Source organism: Tepidimonas sp. HKU77 (genome assembly GCF_049728535.1).
Classification (GTDB): Bacteria; Pseudomonadota; Gammaproteobacteria; order Burkholderiales; family Burkholderiaceae_C; genus Tepidimonas.
In genome coordinates this window covers 569,643-592,030 of the sequence record NZ_CP187300.1, presented here as the reverse complement: position 1 = coordinate 592,030, position 22,388 = coordinate 569,643, and the positions used below count along the sequence as shown (strand labels likewise).

The 22,388-nt window shown below is 66.2% G+C and carries 23 protein-coding genes and 1 tRNA gene; 15 read left to right on the top strand and 9 right to left on the bottom strand.

Annotation, left to right across the window (positions count from 1 at the left end):
• Positions 1-3: 3 nt before the first annotated feature.
• Positions 4-88, bottom strand: a tRNA-Leu gene (locus ACPP3B_RS02780).
• Positions 89-163: 75 nt separating this feature from the next.
• On the opposite strand from ACPP3B_RS02780, the gene ACPP3B_RS02775 reads away from it, so the two are divergent.
• Positions 164-787 (top strand): DUF6806 family protein, encoded by a 624-nt coding sequence (locus ACPP3B_RS02775; protein WP_424859645.1) that lies wholly within the window; start codon positions 164-166, stop codon positions 785-787.
• A gap of 68 nt (positions 788-855) precedes the next feature.
• Here ACPP3B_RS02775 and ACPP3B_RS02770 read toward each other — a convergent pair whose 3' ends face one another.
• Both ACPP3B_RS02770 and ACPP3B_RS02765 read right to left on the bottom strand, forming a co-directional pair.
• Entirely contained in the window at positions 856-2,406 is a 1,551-nt protein-coding gene (locus ACPP3B_RS02770) for a fumarate hydratase (protein WP_424859644.1), read from the bottom strand.
• Positions 2,407-2,450: 44 nt separating this feature from the next.
• Complete coding sequence (locus ACPP3B_RS02765; protein ID WP_299019692.1) at positions 2,451-3,044, bottom strand: TIGR00645 family protein; 594 nt, start codon at positions 3,042-3,044, stop codon at positions 2,451-2,453.
• A gap of 164 nt (positions 3,045-3,208) precedes the next feature.
• Here ACPP3B_RS02765 and acs point away from each other — a divergent pair, with 164 nt between their 5' ends.
• A complete protein-coding gene (gene acs, locus ACPP3B_RS02760; protein ID WP_299019694.1) occupies positions 3,209-5,203 on the top strand; it encodes an acetate--CoA ligase in 1,995 nt (664 codons plus the stop codon).
• A 141-nt stretch (positions 5,204-5,344) separates the two neighbouring features.
• Here the strand turns inward: acs and ACPP3B_RS02755 are convergent, their stop codons facing one another.
• Positions 5,345-5,650, bottom strand: coding sequence for a c-type cytochrome (locus ACPP3B_RS02755; RefSeq protein ID WP_299018923.1), 306 nt, complete (start codon positions 5,648-5,650; stop codon positions 5,345-5,347).
• A gap of 161 nt (positions 5,651-5,811) precedes the next feature.
• Here ACPP3B_RS02755 and ACPP3B_RS02750 point away from each other — a divergent pair, with 161 nt between their 5' ends.
• Both ACPP3B_RS02750 and ilvD read left to right on the top strand, forming a co-directional pair.
• Complete coding sequence (locus tag ACPP3B_RS02750) at positions 5,812-6,051, top strand: TIGR04438 family Trp-rich protein (protein WP_299018925.1); 240 nt, start codon at positions 5,812-5,814, stop codon at positions 6,049-6,051.
• A 95-nt stretch (positions 6,052-6,146) separates the two neighbouring features.
• Entirely contained in the window at positions 6,147-8,057 is a 1,911-nt protein-coding gene (gene ilvD / locus ACPP3B_RS02745) for a dihydroxy-acid dehydratase (protein ID WP_424859643.1), read from the top strand.
• Positions 8,058-8,073: 16 nt separating this feature from the next.
• Here ilvD and ACPP3B_RS02740 read toward each other — a convergent pair whose 3' ends face one another.
• Positions 8,074-8,340 (bottom strand): hypothetical protein, encoded by a 267-nt coding sequence (locus ACPP3B_RS02740; protein WP_424859642.1) that lies wholly within the window; start codon positions 8,338-8,340, stop codon positions 8,074-8,076.
• A 107-nt stretch (positions 8,341-8,447) separates the two neighbouring features.
• Here ACPP3B_RS02740 and lgt point away from each other — a divergent pair, with 107 nt between their 5' ends.
• Both lgt and ACPP3B_RS02730 read left to right on the top strand, forming a co-directional pair.
• Entirely contained in the window at positions 8,448-9,242 is a 795-nt protein-coding gene (lgt, locus tag ACPP3B_RS02735; RefSeq protein WP_299018931.1) for a prolipoprotein diacylglyceryl transferase, read from the top strand.
• A gap of 2 nt (positions 9,243-9,244) precedes the next feature.
• Positions 9,245-10,789, top strand: a complete 1,545-nt coding sequence (locus ACPP3B_RS02730; RefSeq protein WP_299018933.1) for a malonate--CoA ligase — start codon at positions 9,245-9,247, stop codon at positions 10,787-10,789.
• Positions 10,790-10,805: 16 nt separating this feature from the next.
• Here the strand turns inward: ACPP3B_RS02730 and ACPP3B_RS02725 are convergent, their stop codons facing one another.
• The 4 genes from ACPP3B_RS02725 to modA form a co-directional block, all read right to left on the bottom strand.
• Positions 10,806-11,249, bottom strand: a complete 444-nt coding sequence (locus ACPP3B_RS02725) for a universal stress protein (RefSeq protein WP_299018935.1) — start codon at positions 11,247-11,249, stop codon at positions 10,806-10,808.
• A 104-nt stretch (positions 11,250-11,353) separates the two neighbouring features.
• Positions 11,354-12,550 (bottom strand): ABC transporter ATP-binding protein, encoded by a 1,197-nt coding sequence (locus tag ACPP3B_RS02720; protein WP_424859641.1) that lies wholly within the window; start codon positions 12,548-12,550, stop codon positions 11,354-11,356.
• On the bottom strand, positions 12,547-13,227 hold the full coding sequence (gene modB, locus ACPP3B_RS02715) for a molybdate ABC transporter permease subunit (RefSeq protein WP_299018939.1): 681 nt from the start codon (positions 13,225-13,227) through the stop codon (positions 12,547-12,549). Before modB ends, ACPP3B_RS02720 begins: the two co-directional genes overlap by 4 nt.
• Before the next feature lie 19 nt (positions 13,228-13,246).
• The gene (gene modA, locus ACPP3B_RS02710; RefSeq protein WP_299018941.1) at positions 13,247-14,086 is read right to left on the bottom strand and encodes a molybdate ABC transporter substrate-binding protein; all 840 of its coding nucleotides are present in this window, start codon (positions 14,084-14,086) and stop codon (positions 13,247-13,249) included.
• 77 nt (positions 14,087-14,163) lie between these two features.
• Between modA and ACPP3B_RS02705 the strand changes: the two genes are divergently transcribed.
• The 9 genes from ACPP3B_RS02705 to ACPP3B_RS02665 all read left to right on the top strand — a co-directional run bounded on the left by ACPP3B_RS02705 (position 14,164) and on the right by ACPP3B_RS02665 (position 22,378).
• Positions 14,164-14,586 carry a winged helix-turn-helix domain-containing protein gene (locus ACPP3B_RS02705; protein WP_299018943.1) on the top strand — a complete coding sequence of 141 codons (423 nt, stop codon included), beginning with the start codon at positions 14,164-14,166 and terminating at the stop codon, positions 14,584-14,586.
• Positions 14,587-14,747: 161 nt separating this feature from the next.
• Positions 14,748-17,060: a heavy metal translocating P-type ATPase gene (locus ACPP3B_RS02700; RefSeq protein WP_424860131.1), complete on the top strand. Its 2,313-nt coding sequence runs from the start codon at positions 14,748-14,750 to the stop codon at positions 17,058-17,060.
• Positions 17,061-17,074: 14 nt separating this feature from the next.
• A complete protein-coding gene (ccoS, locus tag ACPP3B_RS02695; RefSeq protein WP_299018948.1) occupies positions 17,075-17,212 on the top strand; it encodes a cbb3-type cytochrome oxidase assembly protein CcoS in 138 nt (45 codons plus the stop codon).
• 72 nt (positions 17,213-17,284) lie between these two features.
• Positions 17,285-18,721 carry a cytochrome-c oxidase, cbb3-type subunit I gene (ccoN, locus tag ACPP3B_RS02690; RefSeq protein WP_299018950.1) on the top strand — a complete coding sequence of 479 codons (1,437 nt, stop codon included), beginning with the start codon at positions 17,285-17,287 and terminating at the stop codon, positions 18,719-18,721.
• A 19-nt stretch (positions 18,722-18,740) separates the two neighbouring features.
• Entirely contained in the window at positions 18,741-19,436 is a 696-nt protein-coding gene (ccoO, locus tag ACPP3B_RS02685) for a cytochrome-c oxidase, cbb3-type subunit II (RefSeq protein ID WP_299018952.1), read from the top strand.
• 12 nt (positions 19,437-19,448) lie between these two features.
• Positions 19,449-19,586, top strand: coding sequence for a cbb3-type cytochrome oxidase subunit 3 (locus ACPP3B_RS02680; RefSeq protein WP_299018954.1), 138 nt, complete (start codon positions 19,449-19,451; stop codon positions 19,584-19,586).
• 22 nt (positions 19,587-19,608) lie between these two features.
• Positions 19,609-20,514: a cytochrome-c oxidase, cbb3-type subunit III gene (ccoP, locus tag ACPP3B_RS02675; RefSeq protein WP_424859640.1), complete on the top strand. Its 906-nt coding sequence runs from the start codon at positions 19,609-19,611 to the stop codon at positions 20,512-20,514.
• Between the two features lie 85 nt (positions 20,515-20,599).
• Positions 20,600-22,018: a cytochrome c oxidase accessory protein CcoG gene (gene ccoG, locus ACPP3B_RS02670; RefSeq protein WP_424859639.1), complete on the top strand. Its 1,419-nt coding sequence runs from the start codon at positions 20,600-20,602 to the stop codon at positions 22,016-22,018.
• Positions 22,019-22,084: 66 nt separating this feature from the next.
• Positions 22,085-22,378 carry a nitrogen fixation protein FixH gene (locus ACPP3B_RS02665; RefSeq protein WP_299022632.1) on the top strand — a complete coding sequence of 98 codons (294 nt, stop codon included), beginning with the start codon at positions 22,085-22,087 and terminating at the stop codon, positions 22,376-22,378.
• Positions 22,379-22,388: the final 10 nt, after the last annotated feature.

The window sequence follows — 22,388 nt, the reverse complement described above, 5'->3', positions numbered from 1 at the left end:
GTTTGGTGCGAGTGGCGGGACTCGAACCCGCACGGCTTGCGCCTCAGGATTTTAAGTCCTGTATGTCTACCGATTCCATCACACTCGCCGCAAGAGTAGGTGCGGGCCAGATTCTACCGATGGCCCAGGTCGTACAATGCGCGTTTTGAGTCGGGTCGCGACCATGAGCCAAGACAACCCTCCGTTCGAGATCCACGTCCACGGCGACGTCCCGCTGCGCGACGACGTGGACTACACCCACATCCAGGAGGCGCTGCGCCCGTTGTGGAGCTATGTCGGTGCGCGCTCGCTCGTCGACGCTGCCGCCAGCGCCTACGAGGAAGAGCCCGGCATCCGCTTCGATCCGCAGGCGCACGTCCTGCAGATGTGCTGGACCATCGAGGGCGACGAGGATTTTCGACTCGCCATCGAAGAGGCCTGCATGGGCCTCAACGACATCGCGGCCGCCGGTGCGGCCATCGAGGTGTCGTTCTACGACCTCGAGTTCGACGAAGACGAGGCCCCCGAGGACGCGCAGGCGCGCGACGACTTTGTCATGTGCTTCGTGGGGCCGACGCCCGCGGCCATCATGCAGGTGCAGCGCGACTTGTTGGTGCAAGACGTGGTGCAGCTGATGGAGCGCCACTTCGACGCTTCCGAGCTGGGCGGCGTGGTCGAGGCGATCGACCAGCTGTTTGCCAACCGGTTCGACGCGATGGTCAACTCGCTGCAACTCGGCCGCCCGCCGCGCGGCGCGGGACCGAGCGGCGGCCACGGCGGGCCGCGCAAGCCGCGCCACTTGCACTGAACTGCAGCGGTACCTAGCCGCGACACCCGGCTCGCGACTGGGGTACAGCAGTACCGGGCGCCCTACCGTCAAGCGGCCGTGACCGCAATGCCTTTGAATTCGCCGCGCGCGATGCGCTCGCGCCACTCAGCGGGGCCGGTTTCGTGCACGCTGGTGCCGGTCGCGTCCACCGCCACCGTCACCGGCATGTCGCGCACCTCGAATTCATAAATCGCCTCCATGCCCAGGTCTTCGAAGGCCACCACGCGCGCCGCCTTGATGGCCTTGGCCACCAGATAGGCCGCGCCGCCCACGGCCATCAGGTAGGCGCTGCGGTTGTCGCGGATGGCCTCGATCGCCACCGGGCCCCGTTCGGCCTTACCGATCATGGCGATCAGCCCGGTTTGCTCCAGCATCATGCGCGTGAACTTGTCCATGCGCGTGGCGGTCGTGGGGCCAGCGGGGCCGACCACCTCGTCGCGCACCGGGTCCACCGGGCCCACGTAGTAGATGACGCGGTTGGTAAAGTCGACGGGCAGCGGCTCCCCGCGCGCCAGCAAGTCGGCGATGCGCTTGTGCGCCGCGTCGCGGCCGGTCAGCATCTTGCCGTTGAGCAGCAATTTCTGGCCCACTTTCCACGACGCGACTTCTTCCTTGGTCAGGGTGTCGAGGTTGACGCGCGTGGCGCTTTGCGTGTCCGGCGTCCAGGTGACGGCCGGCCAATCCTCCAGCCGCGGCGGCTCCAGCCGCGCCGGGCCGCTCCCATCCAAGTGGAAGTGAACATGGCGCGTCGCGGCGCAGTTGGGGATCATGGCCACCGGCAGCGACGCCGCGTGTGTCGGGTAGTCCAGGATCTTGACGTCCAGCACCGTCGTCAGCCCCCCCAGCCCCTGCGCGCCAATGCCCAGCGCGTTGACCTTTTCGTATAGCTCCAGCCGCAGCTGCTCCACGCGCGTGAGCGCCGCGCCACTGCGCTGCTTGTCGATGAGCGTATGGATGTCCACCGGCGCCATGAGCGCTTCTTTGGCCAGCAGCATGGCTTTCTCTGGCGTGCCGCCGATGCCGATGCCCAAAATGCCCGGCGGGCACCAGCCCGCGCCCATGGTCGGCACGGTCTTGAGCACCCAGTCCACGATGGAGTCTGACGGGTTGAGCATCACCATCTTGGACTTGTTTTCCGAGCCGCCGCCTTTGGCAGCGCAGATCACCTCGACGCCGTCACCGGGCACGATCTCGAAGTGCACGACGGCGGGGGTGTTGTCGCGCGTGTTCTTGCGCGCGCCCGCCGGGTCGGCCAGCACCGAGGCGCGCAGCGGGTTGTCCGGGTTCAGATACGCGCGGCGAACGCCTTCGTCGACCATCTGTTGCACGCTCATCGTCGCGTCGGGCCAGGTGACGTTCATACCCACCTTCAAGAACACGACCGCGATGCCCGTGTCCTGGCAAATGGGCCGATGCCCCTCGGCGCTCAGGCGCGAGTTGGTCAGGATTTGCGCGATGGCATCCTTGGCTGCGGGCGACTGCTCGCGCTCGTACGCCTGGCCCAGCGCCCGGATGTAGTCCAGCGGATGATAGTAGCTGATGTACTGAAAGGCGTCGGCGATCGATTGGATCAGGTCTTCCTGGCGAATGGCAGTCATGGGGGACTCCTGGGGGCGGTCGGTGTTTACTGACACCAGTCGTGTCAATGCGCCTCGCCGTCCGTGGTTTGGTGGATGAGCTTTTCGGTCAGGGCGATGGCCAGGGCGCTGAGCAAGAAGACGGCATGGATCACCGTCTGCCACAGCAGCACCTTGTCGGTGTAGTTGGCGGCGTTGATGAAGGTTTTGAGCAAGTGGATCGAGCTGATGCCGATGATGGCGGTGGCCAGCTTGACCTTGAGCACCCCGGCGTTGACGTGGTTGAGCCACTCGGGCTGATCCGGGTGGCCCTCCAGTCGCAGGCGGCTGACGAAGGTTTCGTAGCCGCCGACGATGACCATGATGAGCAGGTTGCTGATCATGACCACGTCGATGAGCGCCAGCACCACCAGCATGATGATGGTCTCGTTGAGACCGTCGAGCTGGGTTTCGGCCACGTAGCCGATGGAGCGCACCAGTTTGTCCAGTGCCTGCTGGTTGCCGAATGCCGCTTCGATCAAGTGCACCAGCTCCACCCAGAAGTGGTAGACGTACACCATTTGCGCCACGATCAACCCGATGTAGAGTGGCAACTGCAGCCAACGGCTCGCGAAGATCAATTTCGGCAAGGGCGGAATCGGCTTGTGGATCTGAGTCATGACACGCTCGGTGACGGATTGGGCGGGCCAATTGTAGTGGCGGGGCACATTCGGCGGGGCCCCACGGCGGTCGGCGTGCCGTGCGTAAGGGCCTCGTCAGAGACCCGCTGCACAGTCTTAGGCTGTCGTTTTTTGCATCCCAACGTCCCTGAGGAGACCCCGACATGGCTGAATCGACCGCCGCCATTGCCTCGATGCTGGTGGAAAACCGCGTCTTCGAACCCAACCCTGAGCTGGTCGCGCAGGCCCGTGTCTCGGGCATGGAGGCGTACCACGCGCTGTGCGCCGAGGCCGAGGCCGACTACGAAGGATTTTGGGCCCGGCGCGCGCGCGAGTTGCTGGTCTGGCACAAACCGTTCACCCAGGTGCTCGATCAGTCCAACAAGCCCTTCTACCGGTGGTTCCAGGACGGCGAGCTCAACGCCTCGGTCAACTGCCTGGACCGCCACATCGGCACCCCCGTCGAAAATAAAACCGCCATCATCTTCGAGGCCGACGATGGCGCGGTCACGCGCATCACGTACAAAGAACTGCTGGCGCGCGTGAGCCAGTTTGCCAACGCGCTCAAGGCCATGGGCGTGCGCAAGGGCGACCGCGTGGTCATCTACATGCCGATGACGATCGAGGGCGTGGTGGCGATGCAGGCCTGTGCGCGCATTGGCGCCACCCATAGCGTGGTGTTCGGCGGTTTTTCGGCCGGCGCGCTCAAAGACCGCATCCAGGACGCGGGCGCGGTCGCCGTGATCACCGCCAACTATCAGATGCGCGGCGGCAAGGAGCTGCCGCTCAAGGCCATCGTGGATGAAGCCATCGCCCTTGGCGGCTGCGAGACCGTGCGCCAGGTGGTGGTGTTTCAGCGCACGCCCACCGCGTGCCACATGGAGCCCGGCCGCGACGTCTGGATGCACGACGCGCTTGCGGGCCAGCCCACCGAATGCCCGGCCGAGATGGTGGGCGCCGAGCATCCGCTGTTCATCCTCTACACCTCCGGCTCCACGGGCAAGCCCAAGGGTGTGCAGCACAGCACCGGCGGCTATTTGCTGTGGGCCAAGCAGACCATGCTGTGGACCTTCGACCTCAAGGACAGCGATGTGTTCTGGTGCACGGCCGACATCGGCTGGATCACCGGCCACACCTACGTCGCCTACGGGCCGCTCGCCGCGGGCGCGACGCAAATCGTGTTCGAAGGTGTGCCCACCTATCCGAACGCCGGGCGCTTCTGGCAGATGATCGAAAAGCACGGCTGCACCATCTTTTACACCGCGCCGACGGCGATCCGCTCGCTCATCAAGGCCAGCGACACCGACGAAAAGGTCCACCCGAAGAACTGGAGTCTGTCGACGCTGCGCATCCTGGGGTCGGTGGGCGAGCCGATCAACCCCGAGGCCTGGATGTGGTACTACCGCCACGTCGGCGGCGAGCGCTGCCCCATCGTCGACACCTTCTGGCAGACCGAAACCGGCGGCCACATGATTACCCCGCTGCCGGGCGCCACGCCGTTGGTGCCCGGATCGTGCACCCTGCCGCTGCCGGGTATCGCCGCGGCAATCGTCGACGAGCAAGGCAACGACATGCCCAACGGACAGGGTGGCATCCTGGTCATCAAAAAGCCCTGGCCGTCGATGATCCGCACCATCTGGGGTGATCCGGAGCGCTTCAAGAAGAGCTACTTCCCCGAGGAGCTCAAGGGCTACTACCTGGCGGGCGACGGAGCGGTGCGCTCCGAAGACCGCGGCTACTTCCGCATCACCGGCCGCATCGACGACGTGCTCAACGTCAGTGGCCACCGCATGGGCACGATGGAGATCGAGTCCGCCCTGGTGGCCAAGACCGACCTGGTGGCGGAAGCCGCCGTCGTCGGTCGACCCGATGACATCACCGGTGAGGCCATCGTCGCTTTCGTCGTGCTCAAGCGCCCGCTGCCGCAGGGGGAGGAAGCCAAAGCCATCGCCAACGAGCTGCGCAACTGGGTGGCCAAGGAGATCGGACCGATCGCCAAGCCGAAGGACATTCGCTTCGGCGAAAACCTGCCCAAGACGCGCTCAGGCAAGATCATGCGGCGCCTGCTGCGCGCCATCGCCAAGGGCGAGGCCATCACGCAAGACGTCTCGACGCTGGAAAATCCGCACATCCTGGAGCAGCTGGCCAAGACCAACTGAGCCACGGCAGCGGCTGCTGCGCCGCGGCGCGGGCCGCGGTGCCTGCGTGGGCCAGGCGGGCGCCAAGAAAAAAGGCTTGCCGTGCGGCAAGCCTTTCATCAGGTGCGCGTGGCCGCCCCGGCGGCGACGCGCACACTGCCGTCACTTCAGGCCCAACACCCAGGTGGCCAGCTTTTTGGCCTCGGCGTCGCTGACCTGAGGGTTGGCCGGCATGGGGATCGCGCCCCACACGCCCGCGCCGCCCTTCTGGATCTTGGTGGCCAGCATGTCGGCGGCCTTGGCGTCGCCGGCGTACTTTTTGGCGATGTCTTTGTATGCCGGGCCCACAAGCTTTTTGTCCACCGCGTGGCAGGCCATGCAGTTTTTGGCCTTGGCCAGGGCCTCGTCGGCCAGGGCGGGGCCAGAGATGGCAGCGGTTGCCGCCAGAATGAGCAGAGCGTGTTTCATGGTTTCAGTCCTCACTGTGGATTGAGGGAATCGGCGTTTCGGTATTTCCATTCTAATGAGGCGGTCCTCGGGCACAATGTTTGGTCACAGTTTGTTGCAAACGATACGACCCGGTACGCGGAGCCTAGGCCGCACCCGGTGGGTTTTCGAAGGGACGCACGATGGCCTTGTTGCTGGTCGGGGTGGTGTTGCTGGCCCTGAAGTGGGCCGAGGTCGGGCCGGTGGCGCAGTGGGGCTGGGGCTGGGTGCTGGCCCCCTTTGGTCTGGCGGCCGTTTGGTGGTGGTGGGCCGACTGGTCCGGCTATACGCAGCGCAAGGCCGTGGAAAAGGAAGAGGCGCGCAAAGCGGCGCGGCTGGCCAAGGCGCGCGACCGGCTCAAGCCCCCCGTGTCGCGCCGTTGAGGACGGCTGCTGGCACAATGCGGCCCAAGCGGCTGTGCCATCGGACGATGGAGCGCCGCGTTATCTTGGCTTGACTGCAAAACCCGAGCGTGACCATGCCCACCTACCGTTCCCGCACCACCACCGCCGGCCGCAACATGGCTGGCGCCCGCGCGCTGTGGCGCGCCACCGGCATGAAGGATGGCGACTTCGACAAACCCATCATCGCCGTGGCCAATTCGTTCACCCAGTTCGTGCCGGGGCACGTGCACCTGAAGGACTTGGGCCAACTCGTGGCTCGCGAGATCGAGGCGGCCGGCGGGGTCGCCAAGGAGTTCAACACGATTGCGGTCGACGACGGTATCGCCATGGGCCACGATGGCATGCTGTACTCGCTGCCCAGCCGTGAGCTCATCGCCGACAGCGTCGAGTACATGGTCAATGCGCACTGCGCGGACGCGCTGGTGTGCATCTCCAACTGCGACAAGATCACGCCCGGCATGCTGATGGCGGCGCTGCGCCTGAACATTCCGGTGGTGTTCGTCTCGGGCGGGCCGATGGAGGCTGGCAAGGTGCGCCTGGCCGTGCCGGGTGAGCAGACGGTGCAGATCAAAAAGCTCGATTTGGTCGATGCCATGGTCATGGCCGCCAACCCCGACGTGGACGATGCCACGGTGGCCGAGGTGGAGCGCTCGGCGTGTCCGACCTGTGGCTCGTGTTCCGGCATGTTCACCGCTAACTCGATGAACTGCCTGACCGAGGCGCTGGGCCTGTCGCTGCCCGGCAATGGCACGGTGCTGGCCACCCACGCCGACCGCGAGCAGCTGTTCCGGCGCGCCGGGCGCCTGATCGTCGAGCTGGCACGGCGCTACTACGAGCAGAATGACGAGCGCGTGCTGCCGCGCAGCATCGCCACTTTGCGTGCCTTCGAAAACGCGATGACGCTCGACATCGCCATGGGCGGCTCGACCAATACCGTGCTGCACCTGCTGGCCGCTGCGCAGGAGGCACAGGTGCCCTTCACCATGGCCGACATCGACCGCCTGTCGCGCCGCGTGCCCACCCTGTGCAAAGTGGCGCCCAACACCAACAAGTACCACATCGAAGATGTGCACCGCGCCGGTGGCATCATGGGCATACTGGGCGAGCTCGACCGCGCTGGCTTGCTGCACACCGACGTTCCCACGGTACACAGCGCCACGCTCAAAGACGCCCTCGACGCCTGGGACGTGATGCGTCAGCCCAGTGAGGCGGTGCAAACCTTCTACCGCGCGGGACCCGCCGGCATTCCGACCCAGACGCCGTTCAGCCAGGACACGCGTTGGCCGTCGCTGGACTTGGACCGCCGCTCGGGCTGCATTCGCAGCGTCGAGCACGCCTATTCCCGCGATGGCGGGCTGGCCGTGCTCTATGGCAACCTGGCGGTCGATGGCTGTATCGTCAAGACGGCGGGCATCGACGAGAGCATGTTCGAGGTCGAGCAGCTGCGCTACACGACCAGCGTGCCGACCTCGGTGCTGCGTGTCTTCGAGGGGCCGGCGCGCGTGTTCGAGAGCCAGGACGCGGCGGTCGAAGCGATCTTGGGCGACCAGATCCGCCCGGGGGACGTGGTCGTGATTCGCTACGAGGGGCCGCGCGGCGGGCCGGGCATGCAAGAGATGCTCTACCCCACGTCCTACCTCAAGTCCAAGGGCTTGGGCAAGGTGTGCGCCTTGCTGACCGACGGGCGCTTCTCGGGCGGCACCTCGGGGCTGTCGATCGGGCATGTCTCGCCCGAGGCGGCGGCGGGCGGCACCATCGGCTTGGTGCGCGACGGCGACCGCATTCGCATCGACGTCACCGGGCGCTCGATCGAGCTGCTGGTCAGCGACGAAGAGCTGGCCCGTCGGCGTTCCGAGCAGGACGCCAAGGGCTGGAAGCCCGCGCAGCCGCGCGCCCGCAAAGTGTCGGCCGCACTCAAGGCCTACGCGATGCTGGCCATGTCGGCCGACAAGGGAGCGGTGCGTGACCTCAGCCGGCTGGACTGAGCGGCCGCTGCCGCCGTCATCCGGCGTCGGTGTGGTTCTGGCGCCGACGCGCCTGGTGGGTGCGCTGCAGCGCCTGCACCAGCACGTACACTTGCAGCATGTCCAAATGGGGGTAGTGCTCGCGCAGGGTCAGGATGGCCTGATGCACCAGGGGAACCCCCCGAATGCCGCGCTGCGGATCGAGGAAGGGCAGACAACGTTCGTAAGCATCCTCGAAGATGTCGCGCAATGCCGTGTCCCGGCGGCGTTCGCGTGGCGCCTTGTCCGCAATCGTGGTGGGCATGGTGACTCCCGTCAGGTTGGTTGTGGGTCGTTGTGGTTCGGGTCTGCGCGTCATGGTAGCGCGGAACCGCCCCGGTGCCCAAACCCGTTCGCTTCAGGAGGCCGGGGATGTTGATGCATCCGGGCTGGGACCCCGTGGCGGTGCGCATCGGCCCGCTGGCCGTGCACTGGTACGGGTTGATGTACCTGGTCGGTTTTGCGCTGTTCGTGTGGTTGGGGCGGCGGCGCCTGCGGCACGAACCCTACCGCAGCCTGGGCTGGCAGCCGCGTGACGTGGAGGACATGCTGTTTTGGGGCGTGCTCGGGGTGATCCTGGGCGGGCGGCTGGGCTACGTGCTGTTCTACAAGCCGCTCGACTATTTGGCCGATCCGCTGCAGATTTTTGCCGTCTGGCAGGGGGGGATGAGCTTTCACGGTGGGCTGCTCGGGGTGCTGATCGCGCTGGCCTTATGGGCGCGTCGGCACGGGCGGCCGTGGCTGCAAGTCATGGACTTTATCGCGCCGTGCGTGCCGACGGGGCTGGCGGCCGGGCGCATCGGCAATTTCATCAACGGTGAGCTTTGGGGTCGGGTGGCCAGTCCGGACCTGCCGTGGGCGATGGTGTTCCCGGGCGCTGGCCCCCTGCCGCGACACCCCTCGCAGCTGTATCAGGCGGTGCTGGAAGGGGTGTTGTTGTTCGTGCTGCTGTGGCTCTACGCGCGCCAGCCGCGCCGCCTGGGCGAGGTCTCGGCGGCCTTTCTGACGGGCTATGGGCTGCTGCGATTCGCGGCGGAGTATTTTCGTGAACCCGACGCCCACCTGGGCCTGCTGTCGCTGGGCTTGAGCATGGGGCAGTGGCTGAGCCTGCCGATGGTGCTGGCGGGCGTGGTTCTGTGGTTCTGGGCGCGCCGGGCTGCTCGATGACCATGACCATGACCAATCTGTACGACGCCCTGCGTGCGGCCTTTCCGGCGGACGGGGATGCCTGGGCCATCGAGACCGGCGATGGCCTGGTCTACACCTGGCGCGACCTCGACCGGGGCAGCGCCATGATTGCCAACCTGTTGGCCAGCCTCGATTTGCCGCCCGCGTCTCGTGTGGTGGCGCAGGTCGACAAGTCGGTCGAGGCGCTCATGCTGTACTTGGCGACGCTGCGCGCCGGTCACGTCTACGTGCCGCTCAACACCGCTTACCAGCCGGCAGAAGTCGAATCCTTCATCGCCGATGCCGAACCGGCAGTCGTGGTGTGCGTGCCCGAGCGCTTCGGGTGGGTCAGCAAGCTCGCCTTCCGGGCCGGTGCGCGCGCGGTGTTCACGCTGGGTGCCGATCGCAGTGGCACGCTGCTGGAGCGCGCGGCGCACCAGTCGGACGAACAGGGTCCGGTGGCGGTGGGCGCGCAGGCGCTGGCCTCCATCATCTACACCAGCGGCACCACGGGGCGCAGCAAGGGCGCCATGCTCACGCACGGCAACCTGTTGGCCAATGCTCAGGTGTTGCACGACTATTGGGGCTGGCGTGCGGGTGACGTGCTCATCCACGTGCTGCCCACGTTTCACGTGCATGGGTTGTTCGTGGCGGTGCATGGCGCGCTGCTCAACGGCAGCCCCATGCTGTGGGCGGCCCGGTTCGATGCGCGCACCGTGCTGGGCTGGTTGCCGCGCGCCACGGTCTTCATGGGCGTGCCCACGCTCTACACCCGCTTGTTGGCCGAGCCAGACCTCACGCCCGAGCGCTGCGCGTCCATGCGGCTGTTCATCTCCGGCTCGGCCCCGCTGCTGACCGAGACCTTCCACGCCTGGCAGGCGCGCACCGGCCACACTATCCTGGAGCGATACGGCATGAGCGAGACCCTCATGCTGACCTCCAACCCGTATGGGCCGGATCCGCGCTATGGCGGGCAGGCCGAACGCCGCGCCGGCACGGTGGGTTTTCCGCTGCCCGGGGTGGCGTTGCGCATCGCGGGCGACGACGACCGCCCGTTGCCGGTGGGTGACGTGGGCGGCGTGCAGGTGCGCGGCCCCAGCGTCTTTCAGGGCTACTGGCGCCTGCCCGACAAGACGCGCGCCGAGTTCACCGCCGATGGCTGGTTTCGCACGGGCGACGTTGGCTTCGTCGACGCGCGCGGGTATCTGACGCTGGTCGGGCGCAGCAAGGATCTGATCATCAGCGGCGGCTACAACGTCTACCCGGCCGAGGTCGAGGGCGCCATCAACGAGCTGCCCGGCGTGGCCGAGAGCGCGGTGATCGGCGTGCCGCACCCCGATTTCGGCGAAGTCGGGGTCGCGTTGGTGATTCCCCGCCCCGGCGCCCAGCCCGACCCGGAGGCGATCCTGGCGGCGCTGCGCACGCGGCTGGCCAACTATAAAATCCCCAAGCGCTGCGTGATCGTGGACGAGCTGCCGCGCAACGCGATGGGCAAGGTGCAAAAGAACCTGCTGCGCGAGCGTTGGCGCGACACCTTCACTGCTTGAAGCGCCCCGCGTGCCGTCAGCGCAGCACCAACACGGGCGTGTGGGAGTGCGTCAACACCTGTTGCGTCTCGCTGCCCAGCAGCAGGCGCTTGAGCCCCCGGCGCCCGTGCGAGGCCATCACGATCAGGTCGCATTTGTGGCGCTTGGCCGCAGCGATGATGGCTTCGGCGACCAGGTCCGACTTGACCGTGAGGGGCTTGACCTTGACCTGCCGCGGCTGGGCCCGGGTCTTGACCGCCTGCACCGTCGCGCGCGCTTCGTCTTCCCATTGCTTTTCGATCTGGCGCACCTCGGCCGTGCCCAGCGCCACCCCCCCTTCGAAGTAGGTCTGTGGGTAGCGCGGCACCACGCGCAGCGCCACCAGCTCGGCACCGGTCAGGTCGGCCAGGGCGATGGCGTGATCGACGGCACGGTCCGACAGCTCCGAGCCATCGGTGGCTACCAGAATGCGTTGGTACATGGGTGACTCCTCATCCGTTTTTTGAGACAGCGCCAGCGTAACCGCGCCGCCCGTCACCGATTTGACCCACGTCAAGCGCCGCGCAGAGCGCGCGTGTCCACGTCTCAGGGGCGCCGCGTGGGCATGACGTGCACCCAATCGGGATCCAGCCGCACGCACAACCGCTGGCCCTGCTTCAGCCCCGTGCGTTGCGCCCCGGCCAGCGTCAGGCGCAGCCGCGTGCCCGGCACCTCGGTCAGCGTCAGGGTCGCCAGCGACAAGTCGCCCAGGTAGCGCAGCTCGGCGACCTGGGCACACAGCACGCTGGGGTTGCCAGGGGCGACCGGCGCATCGAGCAGGTGCAGCCCGTCGGCCTGGATGATCCAACTGACCCGCTGACCCGCGGGGATCCGGCCCTTGTCAGGCACGCGCAGGCGCCGTACGGGGGCGTCGGCGTCGCTGTCGTCGGCCAGCCAGCCCAGCCAGCCCATGCCAGGTTGGTCCTCGCACGGGCCCAGCCACACGCCCTGAAAGCGGTTTTGTACCCCCAGCAGGTCGGCCACGCGGGCGTTGCGCGGGCTGCGGTACAGGCGCGCCGGGCTGCCTTGTTGCAGCACCTCGCCGCCATCCATGACGGCCAGCGTGTCGGCCAGGTGGCGGGCCTCCTGCAAATCGTGGGTGACCAGCACGATGGGGATGTGCAGGTCGGCGCGCACGTCGGCCAGCGTGCGATAGAGGTCTTGCCGCAGCATCTGGTCCACGGCGGAAAACGGCTCGTCGAGCAGCAGCAGCCGCGGCGCGCGCGCCAGCGCGCGCGCCAGCGCGACGCGTTGCTGTTGCCCCCCGGACAGGGCTGCGGGGCGGCGCGCCTGCTGCTCGCGCGTCAGCTGTACCCGGTCCAGCCACTGCCGTGCCTGCGCCAGGCGCTGCGCCCGCGGCAGATGCAACAGCGCCAGCGCCACGTTGTCCAGTGCGCTCAGGTGCGGCATGAGGGCATAGTGCTGAAACATCAAGCCGACGCGGCGCTGCTGCGGCGGCAGGTGGATGCCAGCCTGCGTGTCGGACCACACCTGGCCATCCACGGCCACGTGGCCCTCGCTAGGGCGCAGCAACCCGGCCAGGATGCGCAGCAGCGACGTCTTGCCCGCACCCGAGCGCCCCACCAGGGCCAGCAGCTCGCCGGGCGGGCAGTGCAGCCGGGCGTGCACGCGCATCGGTCGATCTTGCTGTACCTCGACCCACAGGCCTTGCGTTGCTGCCGCCTGCGAGGCAGCAAGGGCATACGCTCCGTGCGCATCGTGAGACACGGACGCTGCGCTCATGACTGGCGCTCCCCGCGGGCGCGCGTCAAGCGCGCAGTGGCCACGAAAGAGGCCGCCACGGCCACCAAGGAGAGCAAAAAGAGCAGTCCCGCCATGCGATTGGCATTCTCCAGGTCGAACGCCTGCACGCGGTCGTAGATCGCAATCGCGATGGTCTTGGTCTCGCCCGGGATGTTGCCGCCCATCATCAACACCACGCCAAACTCACCCAGGGTGTGCACGAACGTCAAGATGCACGCCGAAAGGATACCCGGCCACGCCAGCGGAAGTTCCACCCGCCACAGTGTCGACCACGTCCCCAAACCGCTGACGTGCGCGGCCTCGATCAGCCGCGGATCGATCGACTCGAAGGCGCGCTGTATCGGCTGCACGATGAACGGAATATTGAAAACGATCGAGGCGATGAGCAGCCCTAGAAAATTGAACGTCAGCGCGACACCCCATGTCTCCTGCGCCCAGCGCCCGATAGGCGACGCGCCGCCCAACCCCACCAAGAGGTAGTAGCCCAGCACCGTGGGTGGCAAAACCAGGGGCAGCACCACGGCCGCTTCGATCAGTACCTTGCCCGCAAACTGGCGATACGCCAACCAACGACCCAGCCACAGTCCCACGGGCAGCAGCACGAGCAGAGTAGCCGTCGCCAACTCCAGCGATAGGGTCAACGCCTGCCAATCCATCCTGCCTCCGAACTGGCGTTCAGCGGGGCATTTCGAAACCGTATCGCTTCATGATTGCCTGTGCGGCGGGCGACGCGATGAAATCGTAGAACGCATCCGCTTGCGGCGGCGCCCCGGTGATGACCGCCATGCGTTGCGCCAGCGGCTGATGCCACTGGGCTGGGATCAGGTCGAAAGACCCGGTGCGCGCCACCTGGGGCGCCAACGCCAGCGACAGTGCGATGATGCCGCCCTGAGTGCTGCCAGAAGTGGCAAACTGCGCCGTCTGCGAGATGTTTTCACCCAGCACGAGAAACGGCTGGATCTCAGACCACAGTCCGGCGTGCTGCAGCGCTTCGCGCGCCCGCATTCCGTAGGGCGCATGCTCCGGGTTGGCAATGGCAAATTTTTTGAGCCGGCCATCACGCAGGGCAGCGCCCAAATCCTTGAGGCTGCCATCGGCTTTGAGCGGCGAGCCGTGTGGAACCATGATCCCGATGCGCCCGTAGGCGTAGAGCCGACCGCGGTCGCGCGTTTTGCCCGCATCGGCCAGCTTGAAGACGAACCCCTCATCGGCCGACATGAATACATGAAACGGCGCGCCTTGCAGAATCTGTGAGTAAAAATTGCCCGAAGACCCCAGCACCAACCGCACTTTGTACCCCGTCTGGCGCTCAAAGATCACACCCACCTCCTCGAGCGCGAACTTCAAATCCGACGCCGCGGCCACCGTCAAAGCGGTGGGCGATTGGGCGCGTGCCGCGACGGGAGAGGCTATGGCCAGCGTGGCGGCGGCCCATTGCACGAAGGCGCGGCGGTGGAGGGAAACCGTGGCACCCGAGCATCGGACGACAGACGCGTCGGCGCGAGCGTGGTTCATCCAATATCTCCTGTAGGCGATATCTACAGCTAAGTATAACCATAAAATCGGACGTGCATATGGGGGGCTGCACTGCCATGACATCTCAACTCCTTGCAGCGGCGGACGGTTCGGACCGCCCGCGCTTTCGCATTCAGGTCAAACACGCGATCGCCATCGGACCTGGCAAGGCGCAGCTGCTCGCGCTGATCGACGAGTGCGGCTCGATCGCCCAAGCCGCACGTCGGTTGGACATGAGTTATCAGCGCGCCTGGACGTTGGTCCATGCCATGAACCAGCATTTCGTTGGCCCTTTGGTCGCCAAGCACCGGGGGGGAGGGCAAGCGCGCGGTGCCCAACTGACCCCGCTGGGGAGGGAAGTGCTGCAGCTGTACCGCCAGATCGAGTCCGAAGCGGCGCGGGCGATCACCCCCTATCTGTCCCGCTTGGAGGGCTTGATCCGTACCGACGTGGTACCGCAGACGCGCCAAGCGACGCGAATCGAACGCGGTGGGGGTTAACCCCGATTCGTCATTTGACACTAATCAAACCAAGGTTGATGTCATTTCCGTAAGCTCCGCGCATGTCTGGAGTTGCGCCTTCCGCGGATCATGTACCTGCATCCGTTGTGCAGGCGGACGGGACGTCGCATTTACTCGGTGAGCACCGAGGGCCGCTCGTGGTGGCCGACGATTTTGCGGTGCTCGACGACCCCCTGGAGCAACAGGCATTCACCCAGGCAAGCGAGGCCGACGACGGTTTCGTCAACGAGTCGGTCCTGATGGTGCAAGGCATGTACTGCGCGGCGTGCGCCGATACGGTGGAGTCTGCCCTGGCGCGCTGCCCCGGTGTGCTCGAGGCGCAAGTCCATGCTGCCACTCGGCGCCTGACGCTGCGCTGGGATCCGGCGCGTACCCGTTTGTCCGAGCTGGCGCAGGCCGTCGGCCGCACCGGCTACCGGCTGCTGCCGATGCAGCAGGCGCTGGGCGTGAGCGAGCGGGTGAAGGAAACCCGCCAGGCCCTGTGGCGGCTCTTCGTCGCCGGTTTTTGCATGATGCAGGTGATGATGTACACCTGGCCGGAGTACGTCACCGCGCCGGGGGAAATTCCCGCCGACATCGTGCAACTGTTGCGCTGGGCGTCGTGGGTGCTCAGTTTGCCCGTGATGCTGTTTGCCAGCGGGCCGTTTTTTGCCAGCGCGTGGCGCGATCTCCGGCAGGGGCGCATCGGCATGGACACGCCGGTGTCGATCGGCATTTTGGTCACGTTCGTCGCCAGCAGCTTGGCCACGTTCGACCCGACCGGGCCTTGGGGGCAGGACATCTGGTTCGATTCGCTCACCATGTTCGTCTTCTTTCTGCTCGGCGGACGCTACTTGGAGCTCAAGTTGCGCGACCGCACGGCCGGCGCGCTCGACGCGCTCATGAATCGCCTGCCCGAGCAGTGCGAACGGGAGCGCCCCGACGGCACGGTCGAGCGCGTCTCCCTCAAGCGTTTGCAGGTGGGTGACGTGGTTCGCGTCGAAGCGGGACAAGCGTTTCCGGGTGACGGCACAGTGCTCAGCGACGCTGCCACCGTGGACGAGGCGCTGCTGACTGGCGAGTCGCATCCCATCACGCGCCGCCGGGGTGGCGCGGTCGTTGCCGGTAGCTACAACCTCGGCGGCACCGTGCGCGTGCGCATCGACCGCCTGGGCCGCGACACGCGGTTTGCGCAAATCGTCTCGCTCATGGAGCAGGCGAGCACCGAAAAACCGCGCCTGGCGCGGCTGGCGGACCGCATCGCCGCTCCGTTCTTGGGGCTGGTGTTGCTGGCCGCCGCCCTGTCGGCCCTGCTGTGGTGGAGCGTCGATCCGCACCGCGCGGTGGCCACTGCGGTGGCGGTGCTCATCGTCACCTGTCCGTGCGCCTTGTCGCTGGCCACGCCAGCCGCCATGTTGGCCTCGGCAGGGGCGCTGGCGCGGCGCGGCATCTTGACGCGGCGCCTGCAAGCCTTCGAGGCGCTGGCCGCCGTCGATACCGTGGTATTCGACAAGACCGGCACCCTGACGCAAGACCGCGTGGTGGTGCGCGAAGTGCGCGTGCGCGACGGCTGGACGGTCGAGCGTGCCCTGCGCGCGGCCGCGCCTCTGGCCCGCGCTTCGCTGCACCCGGTGTCGCGCGCCCTGGTGGCGCGGTTCGAAGACACCGCCGCCGGCGATGGCCCGGCGCCGCTGCTGGAGGTGGCGGAAACCCCAGGGCGCGGGTTGACCGCCCGCGACACCGAGGGGCACGAGTGGCGCTTGGGGTCGGCCGCGCACTGCGGGTTGGACGAGGCCGCGTTGGTTCAGGCCGGGCGCAGCGTCGCCGACATGCCGTGTGCGTATCTGGCCGATGCGCATGGCTGGGTGGCGACATTCGTGCTGGACGAAGGGGTGCGCCCCGATGCGCGTGCAGCGATCGAGCGGCTGCGCGCACTTGGTTTGCGGGTGCACTTGCTGTCGGGTGACCGGCTCGGGGCGGCGCTGCGCGTAGCTCGTCCGCTGGGGATCGACACCGTGGTCGCCGAGGCCAGCCCCGAGCGCAAGCTCGAACAAGTCGCCCGCTGGCAGGCGGGGGGGCACCGAGTGGCGATGGTGGGCGACGGACTCAACGACGGGCCGGTGCTCGCCCGCGCCGACGTGTCGTTTGCGCTGGGGCATGGCGCGCCGTTGACGCAGACCCGGGCCGATTTCGTGGTGCAAAGTGGTCGGCTCAGCGACGTCGTGTTCGTGGTCGAGCAGGCGCGCGCGACGATGCGCATCGTGCGCCAAAATCTGGCCTGGGCCGCCGGCTACAACGCCATCAGCGTGCCGTTGGCCTTGGTGGGCTGGATGCCTCCTTGGGCGGCAGGCCTGGGGATGGCGGCCAGTTCCTTGCTCGTCATCGGCAATGCCATGCGGCTGTCGCGCATGGTGGCCAAGGCACTCTCCAACGGCCTCCCCGCCGTTGCCGCTCCCACCCCCACCCCTGTCTGACGACGCCCCCCACCATGGAAATCTTGTACCTGCTCATTCCCCTGTCGGTCGTGCTCGTGCTGCTCATCATCGGCGTGTTCTGGTGGGCGCTGCAGTCTGGCCAGTTCGACAACATCGAGCGCGAGGGCGAGCGCATCCTGCGCCAGGATTGACTTAAGTCAAGGGCGCGCAAGGCCTCGTCCCGGATACTGCGCGCGAAAGATTTTCTCAACAGGAGTGTTCCTATGTCTGCAACCACTGCGGGATCCCACGGAGGGGTCTACAACGACAAGGTCGTGCGGCAGTTCGCCATCATGACCGTGGTCTGGGGCATCGTCGGCTTTCTGGTCGGCGTCATCATTGCCGCCCAGCTGGCGTGGCCCGAGCTCAACTTCGGCATCGAGTACCTGACGTACAGCCGCTTGCGACCGCTGCACACCAACGCGGTGATCTTCGCCTTTGGCGGCAGTGCCCTGTTCGCCACCGCGTACTATGTGGTGCAGCGCACTTGCCAGACCACTCTGTTCGCGCCGGCGTTGGCCTCGTTCACGTTCTGGGGCTGGCAGGCGGTCATCGTGCTGGCCGCGATCACTCTGCCCCTGGGCATCACCAGCGGCAAGGAGTACGCGGAACTCGAATGGCCTATTGACCTGCTGATCGCAGCCGTTTGGGTGGCCTTCGCGGTGGTCTTCTTCGGCACCATCGGCACCCGTAAGGTGCGCCACATCTACGTGGCCAACTGGTTCTATGGCGCCTTCATCATCGCCGTGGCCATGCTGCACATCGTCAACAGCGCGGCCATCCCGGTGAGCTTCTGGAAGTCCTATTCCGCCTACGCCGGGGTGCAAGACGCCATGGTGCAGTGGTGGTACGGCCACAACGCCGTGGGCTTTTTCCTCACGGCCGGCTTCCTGGGCATGATGTACTACTTCATCCCCAAGCAGGCCGAGCGCCCCGTCTACAGCTACCGGCTGTCGATCGTGCACTTCTGGGCGTTGATCTTCACCTACATGTGGGCGGGTCCGCACCACCTGCACTACACCGCGCTGCCCGACTGGGCGCAGTCGCTGGGCATGGTGTTCTCGCTCATCCTGCTCGCGCCGTCCTGGGGCGGCATGATCAACGGCATCATGACGCTGTCCGGCGCGTGGCACAAGCTGCGTGATGACCCGATCCTGCGCTTCCTGATCGTGTCGCTGTCGTTCTACGGCATGTCCACGTTCGAAGGACCGATGATGTCGATCAAGACCGTCAACGCCCTGAGCCACTACACCGACTGGACCATCGGCCACGTGCACTCCGGTGCCCTGGGCTGGGTGGGCTTGGTGACCATGGGCTCGATGTACTACCTGATTCCGCGCCTGTTTGGGCAAAAGCAGATGTACAGCGTCAAGGCCATCGAGCTGCACTTCTGGGTCGCCACCATCGGCATCGTGCTCTACATCGCCGCCATGTGGATCGCCGGCGTCATGCAGGGCCTGATGTGGCGTGCCGTCAACCCCGATGGGTCGCTGACCTACACCTTCGTCGAGTCCGTCAAGGCCAGCTATCCGTTCTATGTGATCCGCTTGCTGGGTGGCGTGCTGTACCTGGCTGGCATGTTCGTGATGGCGTGGAACGTCTGGAAGACCGCCACGCAGGGCAAGATCGAGCCCGTGGCCATCCCCGCCCCGGCTCACTGATGGAGGAAAGGGAAACACCATGGCTGCACAAGACCACAAGCCCAGCGGTCACGAGCGCATCGAGACCAACAATTTCCTCATGATCGTCCTCATCACGCTGGTGGTATCGGTCGGGGGGTTGGTAGAGATCGTCCCGCTGTTTTTCCAGCACTCGACCACCAAGCCGATCGAGGGCGTCAAGCCCTACCCGGCGCTGCAACTGGCCGGGCGCGACATCTACGTGCGCGAGGGTTGCTATGTCTGCCATTCGCAGATGGTGCGTCCGTTCCATGCCGAGACGCTGCGCTATGGCCCGTACTCGGTCGCGGGTGAGTTCGTCTACGACCACCCGTTCCAGTGGGGCTCCAAGCGTACGGGTCCGGATCTGGCGCGCGTGGGCGGCCGCTACTCGGACGAGTGGCACCGGGTGCACCTGATCAACCCGCGCGACTTGGTGCCCGAGTCCAACATGCCCGCCTACCCGTGGCTGGAGCGCCGCACGGTGGACGCCGAGTCGCTGCCCGCCAAGATGCAGGCGCTGCGCAAGCTGGGCGTGCCCTACACGGATGAAGAGATCGCCAAGGCGGTCGAGGAGGTGCAGGGTAAGACCGAAATGGAGGCGCTGATTGCGTACCTGCAGGGATTGGGCACCGCGCGCTCGTGGGACAAGCTGGCCAAGCCCCAGGCAGCGCAGGCGGCACAGGCCGATGCGCCCAGCACCGTGACCCAGCAATGACGGAGGCCGACCATGGACGTCAATGACCTGCGCGTCATCGTCACGGTGCTGAGCCTCGTGACTTTCGTCGGCATCTGGGCATGGGCCTGGTCCAAGAAAAACCGGGCCCGGTTCGAGGAAGCGGCACGGCTGCCGTTCCAGGACGAGTGAGCCCTGACAGGAGAGCATCATCATGAGCGATTTCATCAGCGATTTCTGGCATCTCTTCGTGGCCGGGGTCACCCTCGTCAGCATCTTGGCGTGCGCCTTCTTCCTATGGGCGAGCGGCAAGACGCGGGTGATCGCCGCGGCCGACAACACCACCGGGCACGTCTGGGACGGCGACCTGCGCGAGATGAACAACCCCTTGCCGCGGTGGTGGGTGTACCTGTTCATCATCACGGTGCTGTTTGCATTGGGCTACGGCTTGCTGTACCCGATGTTCGGCCAGTGGCAAGGGGTGCTGAAGTGGTCGTCCCATGGTCAGTGGGAAGTGGAGCGCAACAAGGCGCTGGCAGCGGTGGAGCCGCTGTACGCCAAGTTTCGCGGCATGGACCCGAAGGACTTGGCCAAAGACCAGCAGGCCATGGCCGTGGGGGAGCGCCTGTACATGAACTACTGCGCGCAGTGCCACGGTTCGGATGCCCGCGGCAGTAAAGGCTTTCCCAATCTGACCGACGCCGACTGGCTGGGCGGTGACGGTAGCCCCGAGTACATCCACAAGACAATCGTCGAGGGCCGGCAGGGCATCATGCCGCCGATGGCTGCCGCCGTCGGCACGGCTGAGGATGTCCGCAACCTCGCTCACTACGTGTTGAGCCTCTCAGGTAGCCCACACGACAGCGTTCGTGCTTCGCAGGGGGCGGCCAAGTGGGGGGCGTGCGCGGCTTGCCACGGGGCAGATGGCAAGGGCATGCACGCGACCGGCGCGCCCAACCTGACCGACCAGATCTGGCTGCATGGCTGGGGAGAGGAGGCGATCGTCCGCGCGATCGAGAAGGGTATCAACAACGTGATGCCGGCGCAAAACGCGCTACTGACGCCGGACCAGATCCACGTGCTGACGGGCTACGTCTGGAAGCTGTCGAACGCGAACTGAGGTTTGTTCAAAGTCAAACCCTTGGGCATCCGGTCGGGGTACCATACTCCGACCGGTTTTTGTTTCGCCGGCACGAGGTGACTCCATGAACACGGCCGCCAACATTCCCAGCTCTGCCTCCACCGACGAAGCGGTGGAGATTTCCCTGTACGCTGCGCGCAAAAAGCTCTACCCGCGTTCGGTGACGGGTACGTTCGCTCGTTGGCGTTGGGTCTTCGTCTGGCTGACGCAGCTCGTCTTCTATGGGTTGCCCTGGCTGCAATGGGGGCAGCGGCAGGCGGTGCTGTTCGATCTGGAGGCGCGCCGGTTCTACATTTTCGGGCTCGTGCTGTATCCGCAGGATTTCATCTACCTGACGGGTATTTTGGTGGTGTCGGCGCTGTCGCTGTTCCTGTTTACCGCCATCGCCGGCCGGCTGTGGTGCGGTTACGCGTGTCCGCAGACGGTGTACACCGAGATTTACCTGTGGATGGAAAAGCTCTTCGAGGGTGACCGTTCGGCGCGCATGCGACTGGACCAAGAGCCCTGGAGCCTGCGTAAGCTGGCACGCAAGGGCGGCAAACAGATCGCATGGATTGTGTTCGGTCTCTGGACCGGGTTTACGTTTGCGGGTTATTTCACGCCCATCCGTGAGTTGGGCGCTGCCGTCCTCGAGTGGAACCTGGGTCCGTGGCAGACCTTCTGGATTTTCTTCTACGGTTTTGCCACTTACGGCAACGCGGGCTACATGCGCGAGCAGGTCTGCAAATACATGTGCCCGTATGCGCGCTTCCAGAGCGCCATGTTCGACAAGGACACGATGATCGTGACCTACGACGCCGAGCGCGGCGAGCCGCGCGGCGCGCGCAAGAAGTCGGCTGACCCGAAGGCGTTGGGATTAGGTGACTGCATTGACTGCACACTGTGCGTGCAGGTGTGCCCCACCGGCATCGACATCCGCAATGGTCTGCAGTACGAGTGCATCGGTTGCGGTGCCTGCGCCGACGTCTGCGACGAGGTGATGGAGAAGATGGGCTATCCCAAGGGGCTGGTCAAGTACTCGACCCAAAACGGCATGGCCAACCACTGGAGCCGCGCCCAGATGATCCGCCGGGCGTTTCGTCCGCGCGTCTTGATCTACAGTGCCATTTTGCTCACCATCGTGGCGGCGCTCGGTGTCAGTCTGTGGATGCGGGTACCGCTCAAGGTCGACGTCATCCGGGACCGTGGCGCGCTGGCCCGCATGGTCGAGATGGGCCGGATCGAAAACGTCTACCGCGTGCAGTTCATGAACGCGTCCGAGTCCGAGCGCGAGCTGCAGGTGGCGGTCGAGGGCTTGCCGGGGGTGACGCTCGCGTCGGATCCCGTCGTACATCTGCTGCCCACCGAGGTGCGCTCGGTGCCGGTACGTGTGCAGGTTCCCCCGGGGTTGCAGCCCGGCTCTCACCCCATCGTTATGACTTTCCGCACCGCCGACGGCTCGATCGCCGTGCGCGAGAAAACCACCTTCCTGATACCCCGATGACCCCCCAGGGTATTCGGGTTGATCCGTATCCCAAAGTACTCGCCAAAGGCCTACACTATGTCCACCATGTCTGGTACGCCCTCCGCGTCATCCGCCCCTTCCCGACCCTGGTACCGCGAGCCCATGGTCTGGATGGTCATCGGTGGCCCCTTGGTGGTCGTGATCGCGTCCATCGTGACGGTCACGATCGCCGTGCGCAATCCAGACCCCGTGCTGCCGCGCGAGGCGATGCCGGCGCCGGTCGCGGTCGCGCCGGAGCGCATGACGCCGGAGGAGCGCCTGCAGGCCGAAAAAGCGGTGCTGCCTGCCAACCAGGCGCGTAACCACGTCGTGTCCCCGACGTTGCCTAAAGACGATTGAGGCGGCGCGG